20 protein-coding genes and 1 pseudogene are annotated in these 13,604 nt (G+C 33.6%); 10 read left to right on the top strand and 11 right to left on the bottom strand.

All coding sequences use genetic code 11. The features are described from left to right. The first annotated feature begins 87 nt into the window (after window positions 1-87). The 6 genes from I862_RS02045 to I862_RS02020 all read left to right on the top strand — a co-directional run bounded on the left by I862_RS02045 (window position 88) and on the right by I862_RS02020 (window position 4,652). Window positions 88-939: a DUF2608 domain-containing protein gene (locus tag I862_RS02045; RefSeq protein WP_038538412.1), complete on the top strand. Its 852-nt coding sequence runs from the start codon at window positions 88-90 to the stop codon at window positions 937-939. Between the two features lie 22 nt (window positions 940-961). Then, the gene (locus tag I862_RS02040; protein WP_038538409.1) at window positions 962-2,188 is read left to right on the top strand and encodes a glycosyltransferase; all 1,227 of its coding nucleotides are present in this window, start codon (window positions 962-964) and stop codon (window positions 2,186-2,188) included. Window positions 2,189-2,199: 11 nt separating this feature from the next. Further along, entirely contained in the window at window positions 2,200-2,508 is a 309-nt protein-coding gene (locus tag I862_RS02035) for a shikimate kinase (protein WP_038538406.1), read from the top strand. 17 nt (window positions 2,509-2,525) lie between these two features. Continuing rightward, a complete protein-coding gene (locus tag I862_RS02030; RefSeq protein ID WP_038538401.1) occupies window positions 2,526-2,717 on the top strand; it encodes a hypothetical protein in 192 nt (63 codons plus the stop codon). A gap of 155 nt (window positions 2,718-2,872) precedes the next feature. Further along, entirely contained in the window at window positions 2,873-4,030 is a 1,158-nt protein-coding gene (locus tag I862_RS02025; protein ID WP_038538399.1) for a C45 family autoproteolytic acyltransferase/hydolase, read from the top strand. A gap of 352 nt (window positions 4,031-4,382) precedes the next feature. Next, window positions 4,383-4,652, top strand: a complete 270-nt coding sequence (locus I862_RS02020) for a flavoprotein (RefSeq protein WP_038541081.1) — start codon at window positions 4,383-4,385, stop codon at window positions 4,650-4,652. Here the strand turns inward: I862_RS02020 and I862_RS02015 are convergent. The 3 genes from I862_RS02015 to I862_RS02005 all read right to left on the bottom strand — a co-directional run bounded on the left by I862_RS02015 (window position 4,629) and on the right by I862_RS02005 (window position 5,979). After that, on the bottom strand, window positions 4,629-4,889 hold the full coding sequence (locus I862_RS02015) for a transposase (protein ID WP_233485253.1): 261 nt from the start codon (window positions 4,887-4,889) through the stop codon (window positions 4,629-4,631). The genes I862_RS02020 and I862_RS02015 overlap by 24 nt on opposite strands. A gap of 26 nt (window positions 4,890-4,915) precedes the next feature. After that, a complete protein-coding gene (locus I862_RS02010; RefSeq protein WP_038538398.1) occupies window positions 4,916-5,260 on the bottom strand; it encodes a hypothetical protein in 345 nt (114 codons plus the stop codon). 395 nt (window positions 5,261-5,655) lie between these two features. Next, window positions 5,656-5,979: an NUDIX domain-containing protein gene (locus I862_RS02005; protein WP_084173758.1), complete on the bottom strand. Its 324-nt coding sequence runs from the start codon at window positions 5,977-5,979 to the stop codon at window positions 5,656-5,658. Window positions 5,980-6,102: 123 nt separating this feature from the next. On the opposite strand from I862_RS02005, the pseudogene I862_RS08590 reads away from it, so the two are divergent. Further along, a pseudogene (locus tag I862_RS08590) lies at window positions 6,103-6,732 on the top strand (isocitrate lyase/phosphoenolpyruvate mutase family protein). 245 nt (window positions 6,733-6,977) lie between these two features. Here I862_RS08590 and I862_RS08800 read toward each other — a convergent pair. Further along, window positions 6,978-7,220, bottom strand: a complete 243-nt coding sequence (locus I862_RS08800; protein ID WP_411572136.1) for a transposase — start codon at window positions 7,218-7,220, stop codon at window positions 6,978-6,980. Between the two features lie 25 nt (window positions 7,221-7,245). On the opposite strand from I862_RS08800, the gene I862_RS01990 reads away from it, so the two are divergent. The 3 genes from I862_RS01990 to I862_RS01980 all read left to right on the top strand — a co-directional run bounded on the left by I862_RS01990 (window position 7,246) and on the right by I862_RS01980 (window position 9,040). After that, window positions 7,246-7,533 (top strand): transposase, encoded by a 288-nt coding sequence (locus I862_RS01990; RefSeq protein ID WP_038538395.1) that lies wholly within the window; start codon window positions 7,246-7,248, stop codon window positions 7,531-7,533. A gap of 74 nt (window positions 7,534-7,607) precedes the next feature. After that, window positions 7,608-7,880 carry an IS3 family transposase gene (locus tag I862_RS08080; protein WP_075260576.1) on the top strand — a complete coding sequence of 91 codons (273 nt, stop codon included), beginning with the start codon at window positions 7,608-7,610 and terminating at the stop codon, window positions 7,878-7,880. Between the two features lie 42 nt (window positions 7,881-7,922). Further along, window positions 7,923-9,040, top strand: a protein-coding gene (locus I862_RS01980) for an IS3 family transposase (protein WP_095666394.1) whose coding sequence is annotated in 2 segments (ribosomal slippage) — window positions 7,923-8,187 and window positions 8,187-9,040 — 1,119 coding nt in all. Because the reading frame shifts where the segments join, the coding sequence is not laid out codon by codon here. On the opposite strand, the gene I862_RS01975 is transcribed toward I862_RS01980, so the two are convergent. The 7 genes from I862_RS01975 to I862_RS08515 form a co-directional block, all read right to left on the bottom strand. After that, complete coding sequence (locus tag I862_RS01975; protein WP_038538390.1) at window positions 9,041-9,298, bottom strand: LysM peptidoglycan-binding domain-containing protein; 258 nt, start codon at window positions 9,296-9,298, stop codon at window positions 9,041-9,043. Between the two features lie 33 nt (window positions 9,299-9,331). Further along, window positions 9,332-10,051, bottom strand: a complete 720-nt coding sequence (locus I862_RS01970) for a hypothetical protein (protein ID WP_148299462.1) — start codon at window positions 10,049-10,051, stop codon at window positions 9,332-9,334. 20 nt (window positions 10,052-10,071) lie between these two features. Further along, the gene (locus I862_RS01965; RefSeq protein WP_038538384.1) at window positions 10,072-12,063 is read right to left on the bottom strand and encodes a LysM peptidoglycan-binding domain-containing protein; all 1,992 of its coding nucleotides are present in this window, start codon (window positions 12,061-12,063) and stop codon (window positions 10,072-10,074) included. Between the two features lie 27 nt (window positions 12,064-12,090). Next, window positions 12,091-12,633: an imm11 family protein gene (locus tag I862_RS01960; RefSeq protein ID WP_148299461.1), complete on the bottom strand. Its 543-nt coding sequence runs from the start codon at window positions 12,631-12,633 to the stop codon at window positions 12,091-12,093. 66 nt (window positions 12,634-12,699) lie between these two features. Further along, the gene (locus I862_RS08370; RefSeq protein WP_158499247.1) at window positions 12,700-12,858 is read right to left on the bottom strand and encodes a hypothetical protein; all 159 of its coding nucleotides are present in this window, start codon (window positions 12,856-12,858) and stop codon (window positions 12,700-12,702) included. A gap of 87 nt (window positions 12,859-12,945) precedes the next feature. Further along, window positions 12,946-13,248, bottom strand: a complete 303-nt coding sequence (locus I862_RS07795) for a DUF3630 family protein (RefSeq protein ID WP_052646315.1) — start codon at window positions 13,246-13,248, stop codon at window positions 12,946-12,948. A gap of 17 nt (window positions 13,249-13,265) precedes the next feature. Next, window positions 13,266-13,466 (bottom strand): hypothetical protein, encoded by a 201-nt coding sequence (locus I862_RS08515; RefSeq protein WP_052646314.1) that lies wholly within the window; start codon window positions 13,464-13,466, stop codon window positions 13,266-13,268. Between the last annotated feature and the right edge of the window lie 138 nt (window positions 13,467-13,604).

Below are 13,604 nucleotides of genomic sequence, written 5' to 3'. Positions count from 1 at the left end.
TATGTTACCTTTGATGTTCTAAATATAAAAATTTATTACTATAAGGTTTTTAATAATATTAATTAATATGATGGTGAAATTATAATCATGCCGGTTATAGAAACTTCTTCCCTCGACTATATTTTTATTCAAGGCCGACTGCTGGAAGCGGATTTAGTGCTGGTCGACCTTGATGATGTTATACTTACTCCCGCCCAGTACATATGTAGCTCAACATGGTATGCTCAATATATACGTAATACTAAAAGCCATATAAATGAAAGGATTGAAGATAACTCACTATTAACCACATATTTCGCAGATATACTGTATAATTGTTTTACTGCAACAAGCTTTAATGCAGTAGACTCCAATTTAATCAATTTATTGACTTCTCTTTCCTCAAAGCACCTTGTTATAGGTTTGACAGGACGTACAGGGTTGTTTAGTGAGCAAACAGGTGAATGGCTAACAAAATTAGGTATGAAATTTACTGAATCGGAAGTTGAGTTTAGTAATTCTACTGATTCTCCTATAATGTCAAACGGAGTAATTTATGTAGGTCATGAAATTATTACCGGATTACCGAAAGATAAAGGAAAAGCACTGAATGAATTCATTAAACTGTATCCCAAACCTATAGAAAAAATAGTGTTAATTGATGATATAATTAGAAATCATCATCACGTTGAGAGATTCGCCGAAGAATATAATATAGAATATTTAGGAATTTATTATACAAAAGTATATAATTCATATTTTCAAAAAGGTTTTTCTTTAAGCGACTTAGATGCAATAGGAAATATACAGCTTTTCCATTGGCTAGAAGATCAAAAGCAAGCAATTTTATCAGATGAGGAAGCTTTTTCAATATATAATAAAGACGGTTTAGTATGCAGTATTAACTATCTTTATCAAGAATCGGTTATTATAAATAATACTACCGCTTTTTTTAACTAAAAAATTATAGGATTTTAAGTTTATGTCAAAAATTGCTTTTTTTGCCCCGGTGTATCGAGGGCATATTGTTGCAACGGAATCTCTGGTTGAGGCTTTGAATAAGCGCGGACATGAGGTAATCTATTATGCTCCTTTACAATATCAGGAGCTGATACAAAATATGAATGTTGAATATAAGCAGTATCCGAATATACCTTCCTTAGAATATCTGATGGTTACTAAGCTTCCGCCGACTGATTTACATGCCAGATTGCTAAGGCTTACTGAAGGTGCCGTAAATGCAGCAAAAGATCTTATTCCTTTAATAATTGAAGATTGTACCAAAGAATCGGTAGATTTAATAATTTATGATAATATGGCAATCTGGGGACATGTTATTGCTAAAAAGCTTTCCATCCCATCAATTTGCTCCACAACAGTTATGGCAATCAATAATGAGACTATAATAAACACCGGAGAAGGGGCTGTATATACTAATCTTCCCGAATTTATAGAAGAGCCGTTTCATAGGCTGCAAGAGCTTTATCCGAGTGATATTTCAACTCTGGTTGATTTAATATCAGGTCAATATAGTTCGGATATTATCCTTTATACCTCATGCTACCTGCAACGGCATTCTCAATATTTTAATAAAAATAAATATATTTTTTTCCCTGCTCGCTACCTGGGTGAGGAATTACCGGCTAATAATAGTATATCCGACTTAAAACAACCTACGATATATGTTTCATTCGGTACCTTGTATAACCATGATTTAGATAGGTTTATTAAAATATTAAATGCTTTTGAAGGCACCGAATATAAGGTAACATTATCTACCGGCGGAGAAGAAGAGGTATATAACAGCTTATTGAAGTATAATACTAATCCTAATATTTCAATTAACCTAATGTTAAATCAAACTACTATTTTAAAAAATACGGACATTTTTATTACTCATGGTGGGTTTAATAGCGTCCAAGAATCAATATATCACCTGGTGCCTATGATAGTTATGCCTATCGCCGGCGATCAAAACTTTATAGCTAAAAGACTAGTTGAATTAAATGCTGCAAAAACTGTAGATAGTAACTTACCTATTGAGCAGCAAATATCAGGTTTAGTTAATGATATAGTAAAAGACTGGGATGATCATCAGGCAAGTTTGCTTGCAATTAGGGATTCGTTAAGTGATGTGCAAAATATGGAAGAAGCCTTACTAAGGATTGAGGAAAAAATTTATAACAACTCATATAAAGATGAGTTATAAGGAGAATAATTATGATTATATTTTTATTTGGTTTAGCGGGCGCCGGGAAAAGTTATGCCGGAGAAGTGATATCTAAGCATTTGAAGTATAAATTTATAGATGCTGATAATTGGCTTCCTGCTCCTATGCTAGAAGCAATTACAAGCAAGCAGCCGTTTACTCAAGAGATGCGGGATGGTTTTACTGAGATAATAATACAAAATACACAAAATATGATTAATAATAAAGATGAGGGGTTGGTAATAACCCAGGCACTTTATAAAGAAAAAACCGTCAAGCTATTAAAACCGCATTACCGGATGCTTTATTTATTCAAGTAGTATCAGATTATGACACTATGACCAAAAGGTTGTTAGAAAGGGGGGATCATGTTCAACCGGATTATGCTAAATTAATTAGCAAAAACTTTGAACCTACGGAAGATTGCTTTATTATTGATAATAAGGAAAATGGTAAATTTCAAATCATTAAACAAATAGATGAAATCTTATCGATAGTTTTAAGAACCAAGAATAATCAACGGTCTTAATACAATATTGTAATTGTTGCTTATATACAATAACCTTAAATGGTTTTTGTCGTTTGTATGTAATACAAATTGTCAGTAGTGCAGTGATTTAACCTTGACAGAAACTTTTATGTAATTTAAGTGTCACTATTCCTAAACATAATTATTTAAGCATTATGCCAATTAAGCATTTATCCCTTTATGAAAGAATAAATAATATTAACCTTTTAGTTTTAACCGGAACCCGAAAAAAAATGGGTACTGACTATGGTTATTTTTTAAAAGAAGATTTATTAAAAACGTTGAATATATTAACAGACTACTATGGTCAGCAAGGTATTTCATATGAGAGACTAGCGGATAAAGCCGAAATTTTTTATCAAAGATATCCTACCGACTATAAAAGTTTTATAGAAGGTATGGCTGAAGGATCGGGAATAAGCCTAAGCGATTGTAAAATTCTTTTAGGAATGGAAACACTTAATTCTTTACTGAGAGAAAAATCAAGCGAGATAAGTGCTTGTGCATTTCTTTTTTCGCCTACTTCAAATGAGTTAAATGCAGGGCTTATAGGTAGAAATTATGACTTTTTTAAACCCTTCGATGAGTGTGCTAAATATTTGACACTGACAGTGCTATATGAGGATAATAAGCTTCCTACTGCCTTTATATCTATGCCGGGTCAAATTTATTGTCCTACTTGTATAAATTCCGAGGGAATATTTGCAGAATTTAATAATGGTATGCCTTCGGGAGGTTTTGCTGTTGATACCAGCAAAGAAACATTGCTGGCTACTCTTTTGAAAGCAGTCCAAAGCTCAAGAAACCTTTCAGAATTCAAAGATGAAATGTATAGTTTAGAAGCCGATTATTCTTTAATAATTAATGCTGCAAGCCATAATGAGACACATTCTTATGAATTTTCTCCTCTATTAGGAATGAGACCTTATTACCCTATTTTAAATCAACCATACGGATCTACAAATTTTTTTCATAATGATACTTGGGGGGATATTCCCGCACCGACAGATGAGAGTACCTGGTTAGGAGTTAGTAGGCGGGATAATTTAGTTAATTTTTTGCATGATAAGGGAGGATGTGATATTGAATGTTTTAAAGATTTAATGGATAAATCTATGGATAAAGGAGGGAGTGTATGGGATTATACTATTTATCAAATAATTTATGATTCGTTTAATAAAAATATTTACTTAAAAATTAATTCTGATAACCCTAATTGGACAGAAATCCCTTTAGAAAAATATTTTTCATTAGCCATGTACAATACAACAAATGAATATAATGCGGAATTGCTGTTAGAAAGCTATATATAGTGTATTAAGTTGAATATCCTACATACATGGAGCATAGTTGAGCTATAAAAAATTAAACTAAGTTTGCGTATATGACATAGTCATTTATACGAGCACGCGCTATAAATGGCGGCTAGGCGCGTGCTTCTTACTGTTCTTATTATCTGATTTTTCAGTTGTAGGCTATATAGTCATATTAAATTAAACTTAATTTATTTTATTTTATTTTATTTGAATAAATGTGTTAGATATCCAACTTAATTTACTATATATATTAAATCAGACTAAATAATGCTTCTTAATTTCAAGTTATGCTTAGTAAGTATTAGTATATTATTTATAGCAGTAATTTATCTAAAAATAGGTATACTTTATGGCCAAATTACTGGTAATAATCACAGGAAGCATAGCAGCTTATAAAAGTATTGATTTAGTTAGAGAATTAGAGAAAAAAGGGCATGAGATCAGCATTATATTAACTGAATCGGCAAAGCATTTCGTTAGCCCGCTTACCTATTCTTCATTAACTAAAGCTATTATTTATAATGATTACGTATTTGAAGATTCGCATTATAATCCTATGCTTCATATAGAGTTAGCTAAAAACCACGAACTTGTTTTAGTAGTGCCGGCAATTCTTTAATTGATCTATCACGGTTTCAATTATCCCTCTCTTGTTTACCAGGAGCTCCTGCGCTTTATTGGTTATACGTTTGCTCATATTTTTTCTCACCTTGGTAAATATTTTTATAGCTTGAGCCTTTAGCTCTCCTGTTAAAGATTTTCCTAAATATCCTTTGTCTGCAAACAGCCATCCCATAAAGTTTTTGCCATTCATTGCATAGCCTGCAAATACTTTATGCCGCTTCTCCCTCGCTATATGATATATCTTTATTGCAGTTGAATCTACAAAAAATATATATTGGTCTCTTTACCTCTCATGCCGTGAAGAAAAGCAGTAAGCGGCATTATGCCTACAGGTATTAGTTCTACAAAACGGTTATAACTTACCGAATTAGGAAAACAGCTCTTAAGGTGATTGAGTATGCAATCTTTATAATATTCTTTAAATGTCCTGTAGTTGCTTATATGAAATAGTATCATGATCGTCATTATTTCCGATAATGTCATCCTGCATGCCCTTTGCCTTCGCTTATTATCCCCTCTGATTAAAAATCTGCCGCAACTCTTATCAAAATGCTTGCAAAAATTGTCAACTGCACTGAATATATCAATCAGGGATGCGAACATCGTTACCTCTTATTGATGTTAGAGCCGATTAGCGGCTAACTTAGTTCACATCCTTCCTTATCGCAATACCCTTTTACAACATCCTTTATACCAAACTTAGGTTAATACAGCATTTTGTCAACCAGCTTATTCTTTTAGAGATTATATGAATTTTTTAGGGATATTTGAGGATTTGAGCATGTTAAGAGCAGCGCGATATAAGATTGCCAGAATTGTGATCCGCATGTTTTTGCCTTATTCTTGAAGCTTTTTCTTTAAAGGTTATAGCTAATATATAATGCATACCCTCTATGCTTCAGTGACTCTTAATAACCTCTAATATAATGCTCTATCTCTCTTTTTAAATCTTCATACTTTAGCCGTAAGAGCAAGCTTTGTTGATTTAAATTATGCTTTTAAACCCTTAAGTAAGATGGAGGGGTGTTAATGATGAAGTATTCATATACATGGCGTACTACCTCTTTTTGCAAAGGCATGGAAAGTTTATTTAGAGCTTGATCGATAGTTAACCATGCATATTCCCGGTGCTCTTCATTTATAGAAACAATAGCTTTTGCAGAAACAATAACATAAAAAACAGGGGCAATCCTGATTGAGTTGTCATCTTTGGAAAAAAATACTTCACATTTGTCAGTACAATACATCTCTAAAGGATCTAAGGTTATTTCCTCCTTTAATTCCCGGATAGCTGCCTGAATAGCCGTTTCTCCGGCCTCAATACCCCCCCGGGGCTATATAAAGCCATTGGTTATTTTATACTTTTGATTTTCTTTTAAGCAAACGAATACACCTTTAAAAATTATGATGGTAATATTGAAATTTATCCATCTCAGTCAATATTAATGAAAAATGCTTTGGGAAAAAGAATTATGTATGCAAACTTGGATAGAATACAATATTTTTGGGGAGCTTATGATGGTGTTACAGCCTATCTTACCCAAGAAGCCGGCAAAGATGGCATATGGTTAAGTAGCCTTTGCCATTTAAAAACTCTTGGCTTACCTGATGCAGAGATAGCTGGAATTGAAGCTCTTTCAAACATGCTTCGTTCAATGAGATGTGAAACAACTATTCCAATTTGGGTTGATGGGGATACAGGATTTAATGGAGGGGTTGCATTAAAATCTGCTGTCAAAACTTTGATTTACTCAGGAGCTAATGGACTTTGTATTGAAGATAAGCAAACCCCTAAAAGAAATAGCTTTTCAAGCTCTAATCAATATTTAGAAGATATTGATAAATTCTGCGAAAAGCTATAAGCAATAAAAACTGCAAGGAAGGATAATAATTTTAAGATAATTGCGCGTACAGAAGCTTTGGTAATCGGTGAAACTGTTGAGGTGGCATTAAATAGATGTCATCAATTTGCAGATGCAGGGGCTGATTTTATAGTTGTACATGAGAAGGGAGGTTCAGCAAGTAAGATATACGAATTCTTAAAAAATGGCATTCAAAACTACCTGCTATTTTAATTCCTGCTTCATACCCGCTTAACTTCTCTAAGTTCATATTTTGCTTGATCTATTTTATTTTGTAACAATTCTAGATTTTCTTTCATGTTTGCCTCACTTATAAATGTGCTATTACTTAACCTCAGTTCGGCATAAGGGAATGGTTAAGCGGTTGTAAATCATTAAGTTTTAATGATGGTTTGCGATTTTTAAAGCAATAAGCGATTAAACCCGAGATGATATTTACAAAGGCATTTATCGGGCTCCTATGCCTTATGCTCTATATGGCAGCAATTCTTTAATTGATCTATCACGGTTTCAATTATACCTCTCTTGCTTAATAAGAACTTCTGCGCTTTGTTGATTATACGCTTCTTCATATTTTTCCTCACTTTGGTAAATATTTCCATACCTTGAACTCTTAGCTCATCCGCTAAAGATTTCCCTAAATACCAGAAGTGCTCCCCAAAAACTGGAACAGTTGAGAGAGGAGGATTTAGGGTGTAAATTAAACTTAAATATAGAAGGTAATTTATGACTAAATCAAATATAAAGAAGAAACCCCATACAGCAGCATATAAATTTAAGGTAGCGCTAGCAGCCTTGAAAGGAGATAAGACGATAAGCCAGCTTTGCCAAGAATATGCGGTAGTATCCAGCCAAATATACAAATGGAAAGCCGCCTTATTAGAACATGGTTCTGAAGTATTTAAGAACGCTTGCACAACTCAAGATCCAAACAAAGAGATAGAAGCATTACATGCTACTATAGGGAGATTAAAGGTAGAGAACGATTTTTTGTCGAAAGTGCTAGGCAAATAAGCCTGGCGAAGCGACAACAAATAGTAAATACATCTAAAGGTAGCAAGCTAAGTAAACGTTGCAAGGCAAAATTATTGGGAGTCAATTTATCAAGCTTATATTATAAACCTAAAGTGTTATCGGATGATGTTACTTTGATGAATGAAATTAAAGATTTACATAACCGTTATCCATTTATGGGCTACAGGAGGATTACGGTATTACTAAGTCATGCCGGATATGAAACGAACCGCAAGCGTGTATTAAGGATAATGCGTATATTGGAAATACAGGCTATCTATCCTAAACGTAATTTATCTGTCCTGCCCCCGTATAATAGCTCCATGAATAGGTTAGTAAATAGATAGCTATTGAGCTAATCTATAAATAAATTTAGATGGAGTAATTATATGATGAAGAAGAAATATAATAGTGAGCAGATAATAAGGTTATTAAGGCAGGCAGAGGTAATACTTAGCCAGGGAGAGAGCGTTATCAGGATGTGCAAACAGTTAGGTATTTCTGATGCTACATATTATAAATGGCGTAAAGAATATGGCGGCATGGAGATTTCCCAGATTAAACGTCTAAAGAATCTTGAGGTTGAGAATATGCGTTTAAAACGCGCTGTAGCTGAGCTTACCCTTAGTAATTTAATACTAAAAGATGTAGCTGAGGGAAACTAATAAGCGCTGAGCAGAAGCGTAAAGCAGTAGTATCAGCATGTCAAAAATATGATATATCAGAGCGTAAGGCATGTAGATTATTGTATGTCTCTCGCTCTGTTCAGCGCTATATACCTAAAAAAGCTAATGATGAAGATGCTCTTCGTAAAGATATTATAGATATAGCAACTAAATATGGACGTTATGGCTATCGCCGGATAACAGCATTACTAAAAGCTGACGGATGGCAAGTTAACCATAAACGGGTTGAGCGTATTTGGCGTGAAGAAGGATTAAAAGTCCCCAAAAAGCAGAAGAAGAGAGGAAGGTTATACTTTAATGATGGTAGCTGTATTAGACTTAGGCCATTATATGCTAATCATGTGTGGAGTTACGATTTTGTAACGGATAGGCTAAGTAATGGCAGGAAGATCAGGATGCTAACGGTAATAGATGAATTTAGTCGTAAATGCTTAGCAATCAAGGTTGGTTATAACCTTACATCTGATAATGTGATTGATGTATTATCTAAGTTATTTATGACGGAAGCGATACCTGATTTTATCCGTTCAGATAATGGCAGTGAGTTTACTGCTAAAACTCTTCAGAAATGGTTAGAAGTGCTAAAGGTAAAAACAGCATATATTACTCCCGGTAGCCCATGGGAGAATGGATTCAATGAAAGGTTTAACGGTAGCCTTAGAGATGAATTACTAAATGGAGAATCATTTTGTACATTAAATGAAGCACAAGTTATTATAGAAAACTGGCGTAAACACTACAACGAAATTAGACCTCATAGCTCTCTAAATTACAAGCCGCCAGCTCCTAATACAATCGTTAACTACATGACTTGTCACTAACTAAAAACTGGAACATATTTCGGGGGCTTGACACTTAATCAGTATTTTTGTTCTGCCTTGCTTATCAACAGATATCTTATCTTTTAATTTAGGGTTTGCTTCTAAAATATCATCTCTGCTCACCCTATACTCAGCTGCTATACCATCTACAGTGTCACCATCCTTAACCGGATAAACCTCAGGCTCAGCAGTAGATTGAGGTTGCTTTACAAATACTCCGGAAGCTCTGTTAATCCTGTTGGCGGATTTACTCTTCATATCCTCAGCTTCTCGACGTATTTCTTTATTTTATTAATAAAAATCTCCCACTGCTATTATAAAAGTTATAATCATAGGTGCTACTATTGTGCCCAAGATTAATAATATTAGTAAATTTATAAATATTCTTAAAAGTGCATTTATATAAGAATTGCAATATTTTTTAAGTATCGAGCAAAATATAATAACAAGGGCACTAAATATAATAAAATATGCTGCTAATCTATTATAAATTATATTTAAAACTATATATATTAATGCATAGCTAATCATTAAAATAAGTGGAGTATAAAATGCTAACAAGTTCTTCCCTTTCTCATTATAAAAAACATATAATGAGCCTTTAATTTTTTTATATATATACTCTTTATCAGAAACTTTAACTGTACTTATAGTTAAATATATTGCGTAGATATTAATTGCTAAGTTAAGCAATAATATCATGACGATAAAAATATAATTATTAATTGTTCGCATATCACTTCGTTTTAATAATATCTCAGCTGCATCTCGGATTTCATTGAAAGATATATTTATATTTAATATCAAAAAAGGTAGTAATAATATTCTGTATCTTATTGGAAATCTAATTAAAAATGCAGGTATCATTATTGCTATATTTGCTATAGGAGGTATAAGGTGTATGATTTTTTCATTGAAAGCTGCTAAAAATGTAAAAAGTGTATAGTAGCAAAAAGCTGAGATTGACATAAATATTCTTATTAATAAAAATTTTAGTTTTTGATATTTCAATAGTAAAAAATTTTTTTATCTTATTCATATTTCTTTGCTTTGCTTCCCGGTTCATATATAAAATTTTTCTCCCAATTACCTTTAGGCCAATTTGATTCTTTTATACTTAATTCAACTTCCACTCCATCTATTTTTATTTTAGGATTACCATTCCATTGTGACGGGTGGAGAACGCTTACTCTGTCAATTTCCAAACCATTATCTAAAGTGATACGTTCTTTGCAGGTAGTATAAAATTCACCATACTCATTTGTGTGTTTTATCCAACCTTGGGGAGAATTGGGATCATAGTCTCTGAAACTTTTATTAATTGCATCTCTAGATAACCTTTTTATATCATGCCAATCTCCTCCTTTTTTAGCAACATCCCTGGCTATTTCCATACCTATTTTATTATTATAATAATCTGAAGCTGAACCTATGCTTGGTGAGGTTTCCTCATGCTTATTTAACCCCCATTCTACTCCCCACTCGGGGTATCTTCTAGTTAGTTCACCTGACCATAGTAAGTGCCTATATGCATCAGCAGGACCATTTTCTCTACCTGGTAACTGAGAAGCTACTGCTTCTGAGATAGATATATCTATTACTATAGGATTAAATATAAATCGTTTTATATCTTTATATTTTTCTGTATTCTTAAATTCATTAATCCCGCTTCCCGTTGTGTGTAACATTAACCCATAAGGAGAGGTTGTAAAGTCACCTTCTTTTTGATACTGGGCATATGCTCCTCTTAAGTAGTCATCCAGTAATTCATCATTATATAAATTATATTCTATGAAATAAGGGTTTTCTAAAATATTATTGTTAACATCGTTATTAACATGATGTTCATATAACTCCCATTGCCACTTACTTAATTCGCGTCTTTTAAATTCCTCGTATTTCAAATCGCCTGCGCGGTTTGCATTATCATCCCCCGCATTAGTTGTGTAATCATGGTTATCGGATATTCGGGTTGCTTTCGCTGAATCCTGTGCTGTGTAACCCGCTTCTTTATTACTCCATAGTTGTTCACCGTCCATAGAGCACATTCCATCTATACAACTATATGTCGGTTGGGAGGAAGATCGGGGTTCAGCCTTGTTGTTGCTTCTATCGGGCTCAGGTTGGTTAAATGCGGATTTAGTATCCGTATTATCATTCGCCGGCTTATAGTTATTTTGATTCCCGCTACTGCCTTTTGAACCAGTTTGTTTACTGGCTCCCTGAGGTAGGATTAAATTCTCTCCCACTTTGATAAGTATTATAGTTCTGCCTTGCTTATCAACAGAGGTTTTATCTTTTAATTTAGGGTTTGCTTCTAAAATATCATCTCTGCTCACCCCGTACTCAGCTGCTATACCATCTACAGTATCTCCTATCTCAACCTCATGTATTTTAACTTCAGCGCGCTTCATCGATTCGTCAAGTTTGTTTTTTACATACTCGGTCGTTTCATCATACCTAAAGAGCATATCATCCGCTTGCTCTCTTACAGGCCTCATTCTTTCCGCCTTCTCTTTTTCAGCCTTAGCCTCAGCCTCAGCCTTCTCCTTCTCATGCATTTCAACTCTGCTTCTCACAAAGTTTACACCTTCGCTGGCTAGAAACTGTGCTATATTACTTATCCCTTCTTTCTTAACGCTATATAATCCTCCGGTTAATAACCTCACTAAATTATCTTTAAATCTTGATATATCTGAAGAGTAGTCCCCTTTTAATGCTTGACCTATCTTATCACATATCGTAATCAGCCCGACATCTCTTATTGCTTGTGTTGCAGGGCTTACATTGAGCTTTTTAAGTGATTGGCAGTTATTATAATCTATCCCTCCGTTTACTAAATATCCCTGACTGCTGATCGCATCCATCAGCTCCACCGATACAACTTCGCCGAAACTACTCACTAACTGACTTTGCATCATATTATAACTATTAAGTGCATTTCTTTCTTCAGCACTTTTAATCCTTGCTTGCATCTTTTCTATAAAATGATCCAGCGCTTCACTGCTCTTTATACCGTTCATGGCAAGCGTAGTTACTCCGCCGGAAGACTATTCCTCTATAAACTTATGGCAGCCTGCGTATGTGTCTTTAAAAACCATGCCTGTAATATTATTAGATTTTATAGCTTTTTTTAGTTTTTCGGAGGCTAGAAATACAGGGCGGGTTTTTTCAACAGCTATTTGTATGTTATCCTTTAAGCAATCTCTTTTATAATAATACTCCTCATGTTTATTAGCCTCTGTTCTAAATTTTTCTGGTTTCAAAGGACATTTATCATACTCTATAGCTTCTACCGGGCAAATAATATTGATCAATTTATAATCTTTAATTATGCTACCATCGGGCATTCTAAGCTCAGCTGGGATTGCCTGGAACTGCCCGGGTGCTACTTCTTCCAGTAACTTTAGCGCTTTATCATTTGCAAGCGGTATCCTTGTGCTATTTGGTAAAAAGTCCCACTTTAATATATGTTCAGGTTTAGCCCACTTTGTATCTTCTACATTAAATATTAAAATGCCTGTCTCTTCTATATCAATTTCTTTACCCACCATAAATCTTACTTTAGATCCACATCTTCTATGATCATACATGACATATAAAGTTTGGGGACACCTTCCGTCATCATTAATAAACCAAGTTTTTTTTCTTTATCCATTTTACTTCTGCTCCTCAGCCCAATATCGTTTATGTTTATTTAAAGCTCTATCTCCACTCCTAAGCTTAGCTCTCTCCTCAACTATTATATTATGCAACGCTTCTTTATACTGCTCTTGTGTCCATCCTTGCATTTCACCGGTATTAATAGCTTTATCCATCTTATCAGCAAGCTTTTCACTTACTATTTTTGAATGTCCTCCTAAGTGTATTGACCTAGTAGGGTGATATTATTCACTGATAGATAATCATATCCTTTTATCATTTCGCAGTATGTCTATTACTTTACAACATAGTTTATATATAATTTCATTTACATCCTCACTTAAAGAATAAACAATGATACCTAAATAATGTTCTTGATGTAAACAAAACTTAGCTTTACCTAGCTTAAAATCCCAATATCGCTGATCAATTCCATCTAATTTTTCAATAATAGTAGCACCAATAGTTTGAATTATAATATCAGCTATTTTAATAAATAACTGATCATTTGCTACTTCAGATAATTTTATATTTAATTTATTATTTTTATCATAAAATTGTTCCATAAGTAATTTACCTACAATTATTTATTAAAATTAATATCTTTCCCACCTTCACGGCAAGCTTTCTCGATAATATTTTCCCATGACATACCCTGGCTTCTAAAATAATCTGTGGTAGGGCCGAGTTTATCACCATATTTTATCTCATTTCTCTCATATATTTTTTCTAATAATTTTTGAGGAGTCAAATCTTTATATTTAACTCCGATATCTTTTCTCATTTGGCTAACTATTCGAGCAACTTCCTCGCTCGTTTTTCCTTGGCTATATAAGTCGTTTACTACCTCTTTTAGTCCTCTTACTTCCTTAATATACTCTTGTCTTAGTGGTGGTAGGTGGCTGATATCATCAATTCTTAC

Source organism: endosymbiont of Acanthamoeba sp. UWC8 (assembly GCF_000730245.1).
GTDB lineage: Bacteria > Pseudomonadota > Alphaproteobacteria > Rickettsiales > Midichloriaceae > Jidaibacter.
The sequence above is the reverse complement of the archived record's forward strand: the minus strand, read 5'-3'. Positions and strand labels throughout refer to the sequence as shown.